The sequence below is a fragment of the Dyella sp. M7H15-1 genome, from assembly GCF_004114615.1.
Classification (GTDB): Bacteria; Pseudomonadota; Gammaproteobacteria; order Xanthomonadales; family Rhodanobacteraceae; genus Dyella_B.
In genome coordinates this window covers 1,111,016-1,127,323 of the sequence record NZ_CP035300.1, presented here as the reverse complement: position 1 = coordinate 1,127,323, position 16,308 = coordinate 1,111,016, and the positions used below count along the sequence as shown (strand labels likewise).

The 16,308-nt window shown below is 59.4% G+C and carries 17 protein-coding genes; 8 read left to right on the top strand and 9 right to left on the bottom strand.

What is annotated here, in order from left to right:
• The first annotated feature begins 28 nt into the window (after positions 1-28).
• From dapD to dapE, 3 genes are read left to right on the top strand one after another with little or no spacing between them, the layout of a single operon-like run.
• Complete coding sequence (gene dapD, locus EO087_RS05460) at positions 29-856, top strand: 2,3,4,5-tetrahydropyridine-2,6-dicarboxylate N-succinyltransferase (RefSeq protein WP_128897985.1); 828 nt, start codon at positions 29-31, stop codon at positions 854-856.
• 58 nt (positions 857-914) lie between these two features.
• Positions 915-1,274: a Spx/MgsR family RNA polymerase-binding regulatory protein gene (locus tag EO087_RS05455; protein ID WP_128897984.1), complete on the top strand. Its 360-nt coding sequence runs from the start codon at positions 915-917 to the stop codon at positions 1,272-1,274.
• Positions 1,275-1,279: 5 nt separating this feature from the next.
• Positions 1,280-2,431: a succinyl-diaminopimelate desuccinylase gene (gene dapE / locus EO087_RS05450; RefSeq protein ID WP_128897983.1), complete on the top strand. Its 1,152-nt coding sequence runs from the start codon at positions 1,280-1,282 to the stop codon at positions 2,429-2,431.
• A gap of 40 nt (positions 2,432-2,471) precedes the next feature.
• Here dapE and EO087_RS05445 read toward each other — a convergent pair whose 3' ends face one another.
• Entirely contained in the window at positions 2,472-4,880 is a 2,409-nt protein-coding gene (locus EO087_RS05445; RefSeq protein ID WP_128897982.1) for a penicillin acylase family protein, read from the bottom strand.
• A complete protein-coding gene (locus tag EO087_RS05440) occupies positions 4,877-5,578 on the bottom strand; it encodes a phosphodiester glycosidase family protein (RefSeq protein WP_240669178.1) in 702 nt (233 codons plus the stop codon). The genes EO087_RS05445 and EO087_RS05440 overlap by 4 nt, the downstream gene beginning before the upstream one ends.
• A gap of 194 nt (positions 5,579-5,772) precedes the next feature.
• Between EO087_RS05440 and EO087_RS05435 the strand changes: the two genes are divergently transcribed.
• Positions 5,773-6,261 (top strand): 8-oxo-dGTP diphosphatase, encoded by a 489-nt coding sequence (locus EO087_RS05435; protein WP_128897980.1) that lies wholly within the window; start codon positions 5,773-5,775, stop codon positions 6,259-6,261.
• Between the two features lie 36 nt (positions 6,262-6,297).
• Here EO087_RS05435 and EO087_RS05430 read toward each other — a convergent pair whose 3' ends face one another.
• From EO087_RS05430 to EO087_RS05405, 6 genes are all read right to left on the bottom strand, one after another.
• Complete coding sequence (locus tag EO087_RS05430) at positions 6,298-7,515, bottom strand: beta-ketoacyl-[acyl-carrier-protein] synthase family protein (protein ID WP_128897979.1); 1,218 nt, start codon at positions 7,513-7,515, stop codon at positions 6,298-6,300.
• Between the two features lie 169 nt (positions 7,516-7,684).
• Positions 7,685-7,936: a phosphopantetheine-binding protein gene (locus EO087_RS05425; protein ID WP_128897978.1), complete on the bottom strand. Its 252-nt coding sequence runs from the start codon at positions 7,934-7,936 to the stop codon at positions 7,685-7,687.
• Positions 7,937-8,157: 221 nt separating this feature from the next.
• Entirely contained in the window at positions 8,158-8,607 is a 450-nt protein-coding gene (locus EO087_RS05420; protein ID WP_128897977.1) for an EamA family transporter, read from the bottom strand.
• The gene (locus tag EO087_RS05415) at positions 8,604-8,963 is read right to left on the bottom strand and encodes an EamA family transporter (protein WP_205744445.1); all 360 of its coding nucleotides are present in this window, start codon (positions 8,961-8,963) and stop codon (positions 8,604-8,606) included. Before EO087_RS05415 ends, EO087_RS05420 begins: the two co-directional genes overlap by 4 nt.
• 7 nt (positions 8,964-8,970) lie before the next feature.
• Complete coding sequence (locus EO087_RS05410) at positions 8,971-9,810, bottom strand: alpha/beta fold hydrolase (protein ID WP_128897975.1); 840 nt, start codon at positions 9,808-9,810, stop codon at positions 8,971-8,973.
• Positions 9,811-9,962: 152 nt separating this feature from the next.
• The gene (locus EO087_RS05405; protein ID WP_128897974.1) at positions 9,963-10,442 is read right to left on the bottom strand and encodes a hypothetical protein; all 480 of its coding nucleotides are present in this window, start codon (positions 10,440-10,442) and stop codon (positions 9,963-9,965) included.
• 972 nt (positions 10,443-11,414) lie between these two features.
• Here EO087_RS05405 and EO087_RS05395 point away from each other — a divergent pair.
• Complete coding sequence (locus tag EO087_RS05395) at positions 11,415-12,044, top strand: reverse transcriptase domain-containing protein (protein WP_240669134.1); 630 nt, start codon at positions 11,415-11,417, stop codon at positions 12,042-12,044.
• Positions 12,045-12,511: 467 nt separating this feature from the next.
• Here EO087_RS05395 and EO087_RS05385 read toward each other — a convergent pair whose 3' ends face one another.
• The gene (locus tag EO087_RS05385) at positions 12,512-13,270 is read right to left on the bottom strand and encodes a recombinase family protein (protein ID WP_205744444.1); all 759 of its coding nucleotides are present in this window, start codon (positions 13,268-13,270) and stop codon (positions 12,512-12,514) included.
• Positions 13,271-13,622: 352 nt separating this feature from the next.
• On the opposite strand from EO087_RS05385, the gene EO087_RS05380 reads away from it, so the two are divergent.
• From EO087_RS05380 to EO087_RS05370, 3 genes are all read left to right on the top strand, one after another.
• Positions 13,623-14,300, top strand: a complete 678-nt coding sequence (locus tag EO087_RS05380; RefSeq protein WP_205744443.1) for a group II intron maturase-specific domain-containing protein — start codon at positions 13,623-13,625, stop codon at positions 14,298-14,300.
• 271 nt (positions 14,301-14,571) lie between these two features.
• Positions 14,572-15,015, top strand: a complete 444-nt coding sequence (locus EO087_RS05375; protein WP_128897970.1) for a hypothetical protein — start codon at positions 14,572-14,574, stop codon at positions 15,013-15,015.
• Positions 15,012-16,085 (top strand): DNA circularization N-terminal domain-containing protein, encoded by a 1,074-nt coding sequence (locus EO087_RS05370; RefSeq protein ID WP_205744442.1) that lies wholly within the window; start codon positions 15,012-15,014, stop codon positions 16,083-16,085. Before EO087_RS05375 ends, EO087_RS05370 begins: the two co-directional genes overlap by 4 nt.
• Positions 16,086-16,308: the final 223 nt, after the last annotated feature.

Below are 16,308 nucleotides of genomic sequence, written 5' to 3'. Positions count from 1 at the left end.
TTTTCGCCACCCGATCGCGAGTCCCCTCATGCAGTCCATCGAAACACTGATCAACGACGCGTTTGAGCGTCGCAACGAACTCAGCCAGAGCGAAATCGAAACCCATCTGCGTCCGGCGCTGGGCCAAGTGCTGGATCTGCTCGAATCCGGCGAGCAACGTGTCGCCGCGCCCGACGACAAGAGTGGCTGGGTGGTTAATCAATGGCTGAAAAAAGCCGTGTTGCTGTATTTCCGTATCAACGGCAACCGTGTGGTGGATGGCGGCCCGGCGCTGGCTTTCGACAAGGTGCCGTTGCGTTTTGCGCATGGCAATGATGCGGAACTGCAAAACCTTGGCGCACGTGTGGTGCCGGGAGCGCTGGTGCGTCGCGGTGCGCATGTGGCGAAAGACGCCGTGCTGATGCCGAGCTATGTGAACATCGGTGCTTACGTGGGTGCTGGCACCATGGTGGATACCTGGGCCACAGTGGGTTCCTGCGCGCAGATCGGTGTGGGCGTACATCTTTCCGGTGGTGTTGGCATCGGCGGCGTACTGGAACCGTTGCAAGCCCATCCCACCATCATCGAGGACAACTGCTTCATCGGCGCGCGCTCGGAAGTGGTGGAAGGTGTCGTGGTGGAGAGGGGCAGCGTGATCGGCATGGGTGTGTTCCTAGGCCAGTCCACCCGCATCTATAACCGTGCCACCGGCGAGGTCAGTTACGGCCGCGTGCCTGCGGGTAGCGTGGTGGTGGCAGGTAACCTGCCGGCCAAGGATGGTACGCATAGCCTGTATGCGGCGATCATCGTCAAGCAGGTCGACGAGAAGACGCGCAGCAAAACCGGCATCAACGAACTGTTGCGCAGCGGCGAGTAAGCATTCTATTTCATACGGCGGATGCTGCGGCAACAAAACCTAAGACGGATCCGGATCGATGACAGTCCCCACGCTTTACGGCCTCCCGAATTGCGATACATGCAAGAAAGCGCGCAACTGGCTCGCGCGTTTCGAGATCGCGCATGAGTTTGTCGACTACCGCGCCCATCCGCTGCCACCGGTCACATTGAAAAGCTGGGCAGAACACTTAGGTGGCTGGGAAAGGCTGATCAACAAGTCCAGTACCACGTGGCGCACTTTGCTGCCGCAACGCAAGAACCCGGGCAGTGATCCGGAGTGGACGCTGTTGTTGAAGGAATACCCGGCACTGGTTCGCCGCCCCGTGGTGGTGCAGCCGGATGGTGCGGTGAGCGCGGGCTTCACTGACCATAGTTTCAAGAAAATGTTCGGATGCTGAGCTTTATGTCTGACGTCTTCGATCTCACGACCAACCTTATCAGCCGCCGCTCTGTCACACCGGAAGATGCAGGGTGCTTGCCGCTCATCGGTGAGCGCCTTGCGTGCCTTGGTTTTCGCATCGAGCACTTGCGCTACGGCGAAGTGGACAACCTATGGGCAACGCATGGTGCGCATAACACGCCTGGCCAGGGGCCATTGCTGATTTTTCTTGGCCATACCGATGTCGTGCCAAGTGGTCCTGAAGAAAAATGGCAAAGCCCTCCCTTCGAACCGATCGTTCGCGACGGGTATTTGTATGGCCGTGGCGCAGCGGATATGAAAGGTTCGGTAGCCGCGATGGTGGTGGCGCTTGAGCGGTTTGTAGCCGCGCATCCGGATCATCCCGGCCGTGTGGGCCTTTTATTGACCAGCGATGAAGAAGGTCCCGCCAATCTCGATGGCGTGCGGCGTGTGACGGATCACTTTCGCGCAACGGGTGAGCGCATCGATTGGTGCGTGGTCGGCGAGCCTTCCGCGAAAGAAAAACTGGGTGATTTGATTCGTGTAGGACGCCGTGGCTCGCTCTCTGCTTCGCTTGCCGTGCGTGGGGTACAAGGACACGTGGCCTATCCGGAGAAAGCACTCAATCCCATCCACGCTTTTGCACCGGCTCTGGCAGAGCTGGCGGTTGAACGTTGGGACGATGGCAATGTAGATTTTCCGCCGACGTCGTTCCAGGTTTCCAATCTCAATGCCGGCACTGGTGCGAGCAACGTGATTCCTGGCTCGCTCACCGCGCTGATCAATTTCCGTTACAGCACCGCCAGCACCGCGATAGACCTGCGCGCGCGCACCGAGGCGATCCTTGCCAAGCATGGTCTGGATTACACGCTGGAGTGGAATCTTTCCGGCGAACCGTTCCTGACCCAGGCAGGCGGCCATTTGCGTGAAGTAGTTGTGTCGGTTTGCCGCGATTTGTGCGGACACGATCCGGACCAGAGCACGGGCGGTGGCACCTCGGATGGTCGCTTCATTGCTCCGCTGGGTGCCGAAGTCGTTGAGCTTGGGCCTGTGAATGCCACCATCCACAAGGTGGATGAGTGCGTGCGTGTGGCTGAGCTGGAGCGCTTGCCAGATTTGTATCAGGCCATTTGCGAACGGATGCTACAGGCATAACCCAGACCCGTGGCACGTCGAGCGCCACATGGTGCCGACATCAACCCGATGCCGGTTCCAGGGTCAGGGTATGTTGATCGTTTCCTGGCCGCAGCGGCGTAGGCCGTCCATTGACCCAGTCTTCGTGACCGGCGCCGTAGAACGGGGATAGCGGGTTATCGCTTTGGCCGCCGGGCATTTCCAGAATGCCCTCGTCTTCGTGGCCGGGGGCGACGTCGAGGCGCTCGGATGCGCCAAAACCAGGTGCTGCGACGCGTGGCATGTTGTGATCGCCGTGAAGTTCGTCATCCGGCATGTTGAGCATTCGGCCAACGAATGCAGGCAAGGCACGCGAGAGCGGATGATCGATGTCGGCGTGATTCACCTCGCCCCAGGTGCGTGCGGCCAGTCCGTCCGGTTGCTGGCCAAGTGTGTCGGCAACGTTGTGTGCGGCTTGCAGCAGCAAAGCATGCCAATCGTGATAGGCGGGATCGAGCAGGTTGACGGGTTGTTGCTGGATCATCACCCACACGGCAGCCTCCTGATTGCCGGGACCCGGCCATTCGAAATCGGGGAAACGCCGCCGGATCTGCGCCGCAAACGGTGCCAGCACCCGCTTGTGCACTTCTTCGCGGAAGGCATGGACGAGGCGGTAATCCACGCTGTCCGGTGCCGCTTCGTTACGCCAGGCAGCCGTGAGCTGGCGCAGTTGATCCAGCGCTGGATCACTTACACCTGACAAGGTCTGCTGCAAGAGTTGCTGCCAACGGGTAAGAAACAGCGCGTGATCATCGAGCTGGATATCGAGCATATTGCCGGGACCAAAGTCGGCACGTGCGTGCAGGTCATCGCGAATCTGCTGCGCACGTGCCCCCAAATCCTGGCCACCATTGCCCAGCAAGGCGAGATCGTCCCCGCCGACCGCGCGATTGTTGGCGGTCCACAAGCGCCCGTCCGTGGGATTTTCGATACGGGGGTATTGTGAAGGCGTGGCCCAGCCAGTCCAGCCGGTATGGGGTTGCGACCCATCGGCGGGTGCTTGCGGATCAAAGCCGCTGCGCAACGGAATACTGTTAGTGGCGACAGTCCATCCGATGTGTCCGGTGCTGTCGGCAACGAGCAGGTTCTGCGGCGGCATGCCCAGGGTTGGCGCAAGGTCCAGCGCGGCTGACACGTTGGTGGTGTGCTCCAGTTGCATCATGGCAAGGTTATAGCCATGAGGTTGATTGCCAATCCACGACAAGGCGAGTGGCGTGCCGTCCGTATCGTTCGCCAGGATGGGCCCCCAGCGTGTGTCTTCCACTTCCAGGTGATGGGGCGGAGCGCCTTTGATGTGGATGACTTCGTCGTGTTTCTCGATACGTGCCCAGCCTTCCGGCACTTTGTAGCGGCTGGTGTCATGTGGATCGCGCAAAACGCGTACCCAATCCATCCAGTCGCCGTAGGTGTTGGTGAAGCCCCAGGCGATCTGCCCGTTCGATCCCACCACGAGTGCCGGCGTACCTGGCAACGTTACGCCGACCACATCGCGCTGACCGTTGGGTGCGGTGGGATCGGGATAGCGCAGGCGTGCGCGGAACCAGATGTCTGGCACGCGCAGTCCCAGGTGCATGTCGTTCGCCAGCATGGCCGAACCCGAATGGGTGAGATTGCCGGCGACAGCAAAGCTGTTGCTGCCCGGATAGCCGACATCCACGGCTGATGCAGCGGTATAGACCAATTTCGATGCGTCGGTCTGCGCACCGAGATGCCGCAAATCATAGACGTCAGCGCCGGGGATGGTGGGCGAGGGTGAAACGTCGCCTTTCAGGGGTGCTTCCCAATTCGGATCGGGGGAGAGCAGGAAATTCACCATGGAACCTGGCATGACGGCATGCATCTGCGTGATCTGCAGTTTGCGCCTATTGCGGCCATCACCGTTGAGGTCCAGATACATCGCGCCGATGACTAGCATCGTGTCTTCCGAGCGCCAGGGCTGCGGCTGGGTACGCAGCAGCAGGTATTCCCATGGCCTTTCGCGCAGATGAGCGAGGCCCGCGTTGACGCCATCGCGATACATGTCGAGCGCATGCTTCTCGCTCGCCGGCAACGCGGCATAGGCAGTTTCGGCGACCGCACGCAGGCGCTGACGACGATGCCCGATGTCGGTATCCAGTGCAACGGGGCCCACCAGTTCGGACAGTTCGCCGGCAGCCATCCGGCGCATCAGGTCCATCGGGAAGAAGCGCTCCTGCGCGTGCACGTAGCCAAGCGCATACGCAATGTCATCACGCGATTGGCCGGTCATGGTTGCCGTGCCGAGTGCATCGCGGTGGATGGTGACGGCATGCCCTAATCCGACCACGGATTGTTTACCGTCAAGCTGCGCCCGGCTGCCTGCCAGCAACCACCATCCTGCCATGAGAATGGCGGCCACGATAAGCACGATCAGGATCAGTACGGCACGGAACCAGCGGAAGCGAGGTTTCATTGGTTGGCAAACACCGCAAAGATGCCCGCATAGGGCTTGACCATGAAAGTGGGCGCGCCGGTATAGCCGGTGCCGTCAATGTAGAACTGCGAGATGGTGCCGTCCAGGTAAAGTGCATCGCGGCAACCGAGTTTGTCACGGAACAGCGAAGCAAAGGTATGGAAGTTGACCGGCGATTCGCTTACCGCGAACACTACCTGATAGGGGCCATGTGCGCATACGCCGCTGCGCCATTTGTTGCTGTTGGAATCACCGACAAACTGGTGATTGATCTGTCCGTCAATGACCAGCATCGGGCCGGACTGGGTCGCCCAGTCCACCGGCTTGCCGTCGGTCTTGAACTGCGTGCTGGTGCGGACCGCGGCATGGCCGTCCTGGTAGATAGCGAACACGCCATTGGGCTGGATCGAAAAATTGCCCGCCGCCGGATTGCCGCGGAAAAGGTTCAACGGCACCAGGGTCTTGCCGTTTTCCACATACAGGCCCAGCGGGGAGAACGCGGCGTCGTAGATGCCGGCATTGGCTGCGAACATCAGCCGCTTGCCGTTGGCTGCCCCCCATTCGCGCAAGGTCTGGATATCGCCGAAGGGCTGGCTGTTGTCGGGGTTCTTCCAGTGCAAGCTGAGTGATTCGCGATGCAAATCCAGGCGGACCACGGTGAAATCCTGTCCCTGGAAGTTCACGGTACGGCTTTCCATCGGTTGCACCTGATAGTTGCAACTCACCAGCAGGGGACAAGCCCCAAGCAGGGCAAGCAGATGGCGAGTCAGGCTGCGGCGCAACCGTTTGGGCGGCGTGGACGGGAGCATTTCCGCATGGTCGCCGCCCGACCGTGATGGATGCAAGAGCACCGGCGCGTTTACACTTCAGTTTTGCGCTGGGATACGACCCGATGCCCTACACCCCCATTGTTGCCACGCTCGGCTACGTGCTTTCGCCGGATCGTCGCAAGGTGCTAATGATCCACCGCAATGCAAGGCCCGACGACCAGCATTTGGGTAAATACAATGGCCTTGGCGGCAAGATGGAGCCTATCGAGGATATAGCCGAGTGCATGCGCCGCGAGATTCGGGAGGAAGCCGGCATCGAATGCGAAACCATGCATCTGCGCGGCACGCTCAATTGGCCGGGTTTCGGCAAGCAGGGAGAAGACTGGCTGGGCTTTATTTTCGTCATTGACACTTTCAGCGGTGAGCCGTTGACGGAAAATCCGGAAGGCACCCTGGAATGGGTGGATATCGATCGCATCATGGAACTGCCGATGTGGGAGGGCGACCGCCACTTCCTGCCGCTGGTATTTGATCGCGACCCGCGGCCTTTCCATGGTGTGATGCCTTACAAGGATGGACGCATGCAGTCCTGGGCGTTCACGCGGCTATGAATGTCGTCGCACCGCTGCGGAAAATAGAGATGCAGATTACGGCGCTTGGCGCACCGCTACAACGGCATTGAGCCCACCGAACGCAAACGAATTGCTCAAGGCTGCACGCACAGTCATCGCGCGTGCCTCGTGCGGCACATAATCCAGGTCGCAAGCTGGATCGGGGCCGAGATAATTGAGCGTCGGTGCCACGATGCCGTAGCGCAATGCGCCGATGGTTGCAATCAATTCCAGTGCGCCACTTGCACCGAGCGCATGACCGTGCATGGGCTTGGTGGATGAGATAGCCAAGCGGCGTGCGTGATCGCCGAAAACTTTATGGATGGCACGAGTTTCCGTGCAATCGTTCGCCGCCGTGCCGGTGCCATGCGCATTGATGTAGTCGATCTCATGAGACTGCATGCCCGCATCCTGCAGCGCGGCATTCATCGCTGCGGCGGCACCGACATCCGATGGCGCGGCGATATCGCCGGCATCCGCGCTCATGCCGACGCCGGCCAGCTCCGCGAGGATCGTCGCACCACGCGCCTGTGCGCTTTCCAGTGTTTCCAGCACGAACATGGCCGCACCTTCACCCAGCACCAGGCCACGGCGATGAATACTGAAAGGGCGGCACGTATCCGGCGCAAGCACACGCATAGCTTCCCACGCGCGCAACAGACCCAGTGTGATGCAGGCTTCCGCGCCACCCACGATGGCGGCATCGACCAGGCCCGCACGCATCATCAACGCCGCTTGCGAGATGGCATGGTTGGTCGAGGCACACGCGCTGGCGACCGTGAAAGTCGGGCCGGTAATGCCATGTGCCATGCTGATCTGGCTGGGGGGCGCATTGCTCATGATGCGCACGATGCCGAGCGGGTGAAAGCGGTCGGATTTTTCGCCGTAGAGCTTCTTGTAAAGCCCTTCGCGGGTTTCCTCGCCGGCCACGCCAATGCCAACGACGACCGCCGTGCGCGAGGCGCGCTCATTGCGAAAGCTCAGACCGGATTGGCGGATGGCTTCGTTGGCTGCCACCAACGCGTATTGGCTGATCGGATCGAGCAACGGCAAGCGTGTCTCGTCAATGAAAGCACGTGGCTCGAAGTCGGAAATTTCCGCGGCGATGGAGGCGTTATTGCGCAACAGATTCGCATCGACGCGCCGGATCGGACCGATACCGCTACGGCCTTCGGTCATGCCTCGCCAGATATCGGCAACATGGTGGCCGAGCGCGCAGATGCCGCCCATGCCGGTTATCACGATACGGTGCATAAGCTTCCACTATGGGGCTAGGACCCTCTGATTTATTTCTACGTACCCGTCACCGCACTGTATGCGCGCATGGTTGCGACCCAACGATGAAGGCAGACTGGCTGTCTGTCGAGACGTTGGGTCGCAACCATGCGCGCATACAGTGCGGTGACGGGTACGTAGAAATAAATCAGAGGGTCCCTAGTTTCAGTGCGAGCTGGCGATTCACGGCTTCTACCAGATGGCCGACGGTGCCTGCTTCAAAATCGGTATCTTCATTGGGCAAATTGATGTTGAAGTGTTCTTCGATATCGAAGATCACCTCGATGGCATCCAGCGAAGCGACGCCAAGATCCTTGAGTGTGGATTCGGGTTTGATGGTGTCGATATCGATCTTCGCCTGTTTGCTGATGATCTCGAAGACTTCCTGTTGCGTATTCATGCATCGATTCCCCAGTTTATCCTCACGCAAGCGTGACGAAGAGTTCACCTATTGTCCATAAGCCTTGTCACCTATGCCGATCTTCTGCACAACTACCTGCATCCATCCTCAGCACGGTATCTTTCGCGAAGCTTGTGATCGAGCCTGTTGGCGGACGATGAGTTATGTGGATGCCAGGCAAGTTTTGCCCGGGATACGTGAACCTGACAGTTCGCGAATGGTCAGTCCGCGCAGCTTTTGTCCGCAGCGCCGCCCAGAGCGCCTTTGGCCTCGGTGGGCGCGTCATTCGCGGGGTGTGCATCTTTTTCGGCGAGAGCAAGGCAGAGGATGCCCAGCATGATCACACTGGCGCCCAGCAAACGCATAGGCGTCAAGGCTTCGTGGAACAGCCAGGCCGAAGCCAGCATCACCGTCACCACATCCAGGTGCGTGGCGGCGAAAGCGGGGCCGATCGGCGCATGCTTGAGCAAGCTCATCCAGGTGAAGAAGTTGCCGACGTAGCCAATCAGTGCGATGTAAATCCAGGGGTGGCTAAAAACGCGTATCACCCACGCTCCATTCGCTTCGGGCGGAAAGGCATGCTCGCCGGTCAGCTTGAAGCTGAGTTGCACCACCGTGTCGAACGCCAGCAACAAGACGAAGCCGGCCAGGTAGAAACGCCAGGTCTTCATCCGCTCATTCCCACGATGGCGACGCCCGCACTGACCAGCAGAATGCCGCCTACACGCAGTGGCGTGAGTTTTTCGCGGAACAAGAAGCGGCCAGCGATCATGATCACCACGATGTTGATCGATGCCAGCAGCACGCCCTGCGACAGATCCACCCACGACAGGAAAGCGATCCACGACAGCAAATGCGTGACATAGGCCAGGATGCCCAGCCAGATCCACGGACGGCTCGCCATGTAGCGCCAGCGCGCCACGCCGTCACCGGCGCGCGGATCGCTGGCGGCCGCCTTGAAGGCAAGCTGGCCGCAGGTATCGAGCGTGACATTGACCAGCCACAGGGTGGCTACGAGCGGCGACACAGCGTGCTCAGGCGACAGCGCGCGCGCTGAGCGTGCAGCTTGCGGCGATATGGGCGAAGAAATCCGCGGAGTGTTGGCTCAGTGTGCGGCGTTCGCGGTCGATGGTGATCATGTGGTAGCTGTCTTCGAGCAACAGCATTTCCACCGGGCCGGACACCGAACGCGCGACCAGATACGCGTTTTCCAGGCTGGCCACATCGTCTTCGGTGGCATGTGCGATAAAGCAGGGAGCGCACACCCTGGGCAGTTCGCGGCGCACGACGGCGGCCATGTCGTACATCTGCGCCAGCGAGGGCCACGGGTTGCCAGGCAAGCCTGCTGCGGCGCTGTCGCCGCCCAGCATCAAGCCGCTGATCTGCGCACGCAAGCGTTCGTCACGCAAACCATAAGGTTCGTTCTCATGCACCATGAGGCTCTTGCCGATCCCCAGGCGACCGATCATGGGCAACAGGAAGGAGAGTCGGCCGTACCATGGAATCGCCCAGCCGTCATAGCGGAAGGTGGCGCCGTAGACGCCCACGCCGCGCACCCAATCGGGGTAATCTGCAGCCAGCTTCAGTGCCAGCACGGCACCCATCGACAGGCCAGCGACGAACAGGTGATCGACTTCCTTGCGGAAACGTTCTGCCGCGGCCACCACGCTGGCATACCAGTCTTTCCAGCCGGTAGCGAGCAAGTCCGGCACATCGCCGCAATGCCCGGCGAGCTGCATGCCGTAGACGCTAAAACCGGCGCGGTTCAGACCCTTGCCGACCAGACGCATCTCGGTGGGGGTGCCGGTCAGTCCATGAATAAGCAGGACACCGGAACGGCCGCCTTCGAAGCGGAACTCGACATCTTGGATCACTAGTTTGGGTCTCTGCGACAGGTGGATGGCATATCCTTGCAGTCTGTCGGGAATGGCTTTCCATCTGCTTTCGGGGGGCGTAATCGTGAAAAGCCCGCGGATGGCTATCGCTTTTGCGGTTCCCGACGCTCCATTCCTGATTTCCGCAAGAATCAATGCCCGTTAAACCCGCCAAACCGGCTCACGCCAATGGAAATGCCCATGCTGCCGGTGGGATGGTCGCAGCTCCCCGTGTTCTGGGTCACGCTGACATTGCCGGATTGGTAGCTGCCAGTACCCAGGTGGCTGGCGCTGACCACGCCCATACCTACGTCACCATGGACTTGGGCTTGGTTGTAGGTGGAGTCGTCGCAGACTGGCACGCCGGCTGTTGCATCATTGTCACGTGCACCGCTGTGATCGCCGTAATAGACGCCGGGCGCTGGGGTGGGGCGGGCGCCGTTGATGGTGATGGCGCTGGGATTGGGTTGGGTACTGGCGGCTTGCGCCGGTTGGGTCGTTGGCGCACTGGTGGTTGCGGTATGGCTGTTGTTCACCGGCAGCTTCAGGTTCAGCGGCTGACTGGCGGTTTGCGCCCATGCCGTGGAAATCAACAGGCTTGTCGCCAGGGCAGTGATGGCTCGTCTGTTCATAGGTGCTCCGGGATGCATCACTGGTATAACGCACGGCGATGCCTCGCCGTGTACAGGCTTATTGGATGACTTGTGGACGGGTGAAGTTCCCATCAAGGGGGGCGGTCGCTTGCCATCCCTACGATACCTATATCAAGGTTCTTGCGGGGAACAATGCTGCCGCTTCATCCGCTACGCTGGCCATTGGCGCTGGTGCGATTGGCAATGGTGAAGAGAGTGTTGCCGTGGGGTATCTGGCTAACGCTACAGGCATTGCACCTACCGCCGTCGGTGATCAAGCGAAGGCATCCGCTAAACCAATAAAGGGAGATCCCCCGGCTCTGGTGTGTCACGAACACGAGCGCAAGCTCGTGAAGCTGTATCAAAGATGGGAGAGGGCCTCCCGAAGTCGGCTTACAGGAGCAGGCTTCAAACCGCCCGATGCTGCGGCGTTCAAAAGGCGCGTTAGTGAGCAATCGGGAAAAGTCGCTGTAAAAGTGGCAGGTACGTGTTGGGAAGATGAGCGAGAGCAAACCGTCCGACGATGCGTCATTAGGGGTCAAAATGCTGTCAAAACTGGAGTCACAGAGCCACTCCAGGATCAATCGGGGCGAAACCTGTTTACGGACCCGATGGCAACCGGCGTAGAGGCGGCATGAGCTCAACACAGGCTTTGGTATGGAACGTGAGAACCTTGTTTCGGATGTAAAGGGAAAGAACAAATGGCCAACACCATGAGGACGAATACCGATGCCGGAACGAGGGACGGAGCTGTTCGTAGTAGTAAGGAAGCCTTTGTAATGAAGGTGGAGCGAAGGGACAGCGTTACCCCGCTGACGAAAGTCGCCAAGCTCCGGGGATGAGAGGCATGACCTCAGCAAAATCGTATGACATTGCCAAAAGGACTGTATGGGAAGCCTACCAGCGGGTGAAGGCCAACCAGTGTGGAACCGGATGTCGTCGGGTTCGTACTTTCCGCCACCGGTCAAGCAGATGGAGATTCCCAAGGCAACCGGGGGCACGCGCAAGCTGGGCATTCCGACGGTCGCCGACCGCATTGCGCAAACTATCGTCAAGCTTCACATCGAGCCGATTCTGGAGCGGATATTCCATCCTGATTCCTATGGATATCGGCCGGGAAAATCGGCAAGGCAGGCCATTGCTGTCACGCGAAAGCGCTGCTGGCGATATGACTGGGTGGTGGAATTTGACATCAAAGCGGCGTTCGATCAGATCGACCATGCGTTGCTTCTGAAGGCAGTGCGCAAGCACATCAAAGAGGACTGGATGGTGCTGTATATCGAACGGTGGCTACATGCGCCGTTCGAGATGAGCGACGGAACTCAGCTTGTGCGAGATCGCGGTACCCCGCAAAGGGGTGTGCTGACGCCTCGAACAATGTTGCATACTTTTCATTCCGTCGCCCGAATCATTCGAATCCTCGCTGGTGAGCGCTCCCGGCTGCGGATCAACCCTGAACACAACGACGATGTCGTCCTTGTGGATTTCGACGCGCTTGACCAGGCCCAATACGATCCTGCGCTTCGTTTCCAGGTCAAGCGTGCCAAGTTTCTTGCTAAGGGCACCTGCAAATTCCTCAAGCCGATTGATGACCAGAAATAGTTCGCGTTGTACGGCCCCTTGTTGCCTTGACTCAAGGATCTGCTGGTCAATCTGCTCAAGCCGGCCCTTCAGTTGCTGCATCTTCGGCTCAAAGTCGGTCTTATCAATGATCCCATCTGCATAGCTATCGATCAGCCTGGACTTGCCTTTTTCCAGTTGCAACCGCTGCTTTTCAAGGCTGCTCGTATCGAAGCTATTTCTTTCATTGCGCTCCATCATATCCAGTCGACGCTGATATTCGTTCTTCAATCGCTCCGGATGTCTAAGTAATTCCACTACCTGCTGCCATACCAGATCATCGAGTTTGTCCGTTCGAACCTGCAGATTGTCACAGATGCGTTGACCGCCGAAACGATAGGCGTCGGTTCCAACACAGCGATAATAGGCATAGTCTCGCGGATGGCTCTTGGACGCGGCCTTGCTCACCTTTTTCGCATAGTAAGCGTAGTGACATTGACCGCAGACTGTCAGTCCTTGCAGCAGACGCAGCGGCGCACTCTCGCGCCTCTGGCGTGCCAGCTTGCGGTTCTCGACGAGTTGTTCTTGCGCCGATTCAAACAGCGCCGCGCTGATGATGGCTGGCACCGGAATCTCGATCCAGTCTTGTGGGTCGGTACGTGTTGTTGAATGCGGTTTTTTTGGCACGTCAGCACTATGACGCTGGGCACGCACGCGCACCTGCAGGTGATCGCACGACTTCGTCTTGCCGAACGCAGCCCGCCCCATGTACGCAGGATAATGTAACGGTAGCCGTAGGGTGCCCCGGACAGGACATTGACGCTGCCACGTTTTGCGCCGTGAAGCTTGCCACGGCGGTGACGTTCGGTGATCTTCGCCCGCTCGTATTCCGCGATCATGCCCTGCATCTGCAGTAGCAGTGATTCTTCCGGTGACGCACCGATGGCGTGATTGAGGAACACGACCTGCATGCCACAAGCTGTGAACTCTTCCATCAGCAATGCCTGGTGCGCATATTTGCGCGCCAGCCGGTCCGGTGACAGGATGTAGAGCTGGTCGATCGTGCTGAGCGCAGCACAGTCCCTGAGTCGCTCTAGCTGTGGCCTGATGAGCGTCGCACCACTCACGCCAGCGTCAACGAAACACATGTCATCGGCGATCTGCGCGCCATCAGCTGAAATACGCTCCTTCAGTGCAGCCAGCTGGCTTTCAATGGTGCCGCGTTTGTTTTGCTGCTCGGAGGATACCCGCGCATAGAGCGCGACCATCGTATCTTTGCTCATCGTCTACCTCGCTTGGTGGTCGCTTGCCTGGTCACTGCAGACGGCTTCGCGGACGGCTTTGCCGTGGACCGTGCTTCGATGGGATTGATTTGCTCGTACGCCTTTTGCAGCTGTTCCTGGGCGTGGCGGTTCGGCTCGAAGGCCAGATGTACCCGCCATTGTTTACGTCCTCGGCGCATCACCGCACCTTCCTGTCAATGGGAGTGACCGTCTCAAGGACGAGGTTCACATCAACCTTGGAGCAGCTTCTGGACCACGGCGCCAAACACCCCCTTGAAATGCGCAGGCCCCATTTTAAGCGACAGTTTGCTCTGTTGTTGGTGGCGTTCTGTCGCCCTTGTTATTGAACATCCTGCTCACGGATGGGGATCGCGAACTAGAGCGGCGAGGTCACGCGTTCTGCCGCTACGCGGACGACGGCAATATTTATGTCCGCAGCGAAAAGGCAGGACAGCGCGTACTGGCCAGCATGACATCGTTTCTTGAGAAACGGCTGAAACGGCGGGTTAACAGCGCCAAAAGCGCGTGCGCGCGGCCAAGTGAACGTAAGTTCCTTGGCTACACGCTGACGCACAGCGGAGGCCGGTTACGGTTACGCTTTGCCGAGGAAAGCGCAGCGCGTCTGCGCAACCGTGTGCGTGAGCAGTTGCGTCAGGGACGAGGTCGAAGTTTGAAGCGAACCATCGAAACCTTAAATCCGATGCTTCGTGGTTGGGCGAACTACTTCGGCCTCGGCGAGAGCAAGCAAGCGTGGGAGGAGCTGGACGGCTGGATACGGCGTCGGTTGCGTGGTTTGATCTGGCGACAAGCCAAGACGCGCCGACGACGCACGGAGTTGTTACGCAAAGGAGGCTTGACGGAAGAGCGGGCGTGGCACTCGGCCCGAAACGGGCATGGTCCGTGGTGGAACGCCGGAGCCAGTCATATGAACCACGCTTTTCCAAAAGCCTTCTTCGATAGGCTGGGCTTGGTCAGTTTGGCCAGCACGGCTCGCTATCTCCAGCGTCTGGCATGAACCGCCGTATGCGGAACCGCACGTACGGTGGTGTGGGAGGGGGCCGGGGTATCCCGGCTCCCTACCCGATTCCCACCACCCATTCACCCACGTCACAGGGGCCATGGAATGAGTCTTTCCTCCGAAATGGGGATGGCGGCGGCGAAAATGACGCCGCCTGCGGCGGTTATCTGGGCAGGCATGGCAGGGTGGGGGCCACAGCAGTGGATGTATGCCGTGACGGCGGTGTACGTGGTGATGCAGACGGCCTACCTGGGCTGGCATTACAGCGTTGGCCCACCAGCTTCAGCTCTATGGAAGTCGCGGAACAAACACTCTGGAAGGCATCGTCCATCGATATGCCCCAGCGAGCGATAGGAATAATGACGTTGGCTCCTATATCGCGGACTTAAGCCAACGCACCGGCTATGCGCCCTATCAGGTTCTTGATCTCAATAACGTGAGTGTTGTCGAGCCTTTGGTTCGCGCAATCACCGCACATGAAAATGGATACGATCCATACGCCTATAACATGGAGCGATCATCCGTTGCGGCTGGCTTAGGCGCGCCACCGGGCCCTTACAGCACCGGAGGTTCGAAACCTACGGATGGAAGCGTGCACGTCGAGATATCTATGCCGAATGCTCCTGCTGGAACCAAGGCTAAAACGTCCACCACCGGCAACACGACGGCATCGGTGCGCATCGGATATTCCCAGGTCGGAGCCATGGCGTGAGTTGGTGGGATGAGTTGCAGCAGGCCTCGTTTCGCGGCGTGCCATTCGGCGTGCTTGGCGGTGAAGGTCGGTTTGGCCGCCGTGTGGTGTCACACGCATACCCGTTCCGCGATGTGCCCTATATCGAGGATCTTGGGCGGTCAACGCGACGGATCATGTTGGCCGGCTTTCTGATCGAAGACAGCTTGGTTTACGGCGGCGGGAGCGTGATCGCCCAGCGCGAGCAAATGATCGCTGCGGCAGAAACGGCTGGCCCTGGCACGCTGATCCACCCATCGCTCGGGCCACTCACGGTGAGCATTCCGGATGGTGGTCTGGGCATCATTGAGCGCTGGGACGAGGGTCGATACTTCGAATTGAACTTCACGTTCATCGAGGCGGGCATGGCTCATACCAGCGCTTCGACACCGACTATCGCGACGCTCATGGCTCTGGGTGCCGAGGACCGTGCAAGGGTTGCAACGGCTTGCGCCGCCATGGCCAAAGCGGCGTCGCGCCTCGACGCCGCAACGGTTGCCTCGTTTCCGTCTACGGCGCAGGCTGTCACCGTGGCGCTTTCTGGCGCCATGTCCCATCCGGGGGATGCGGTTCGACTCTTTGAATTGCTGGGTGCCTATCAGCCCAGCACGATCGTGGCCGGAACCGGGCAGACCCCATCAGCCCAGGTGATCGCTGAAGCGGCCACGGGTGCATTGCTGCGACGCGCAGCGATAGGCGCATTGGCGAGGGCCGTGGCGGTGTATGTCCCGACCTCGTACGACGATGCGGCAAACGTGCGGGCGGCTGTGACAGCGTGCATCGACAATGAAATTCTAGTAGCAGGTGACGCAGGCGACGACGGAAGCTATGCCGCATTGAGAGCGCTACGGCAGGGTGTGGTCAGTACGCTTTCTGCCGTCGGCGCCACGCGGGCGCCGCTGCAGACGGTTACCTTTCATGCTCCCTTGCCAGCGCTTGTTCTGGCTCAGCGTCTCTATCAGGACGCGTCACGAGCCGATCAGCTTGTCTCAGAGGCTGATCCGATACATCCGGCATTTATGCCAAGGAAGTTCCGAGTGCTCGCATCATAGAATTAACCTAAAAAGATGAGGTTGAATCCATGCTTTGGATGCAACCAACCTCAGGTAAATACCCGATCGTCACCGTTGTTTGGCGAGAAGATAATTCTGAATAACTCGAAGGAGCGAAGGCGCTTCGGTTTGTCACTGACTATGAAGCGATGGATGGCGTTCTTCAAAAGGGCGGGTCCTTTACTCACGCACTTTACTAACGCAAATCGTGGTAACAAAGCTT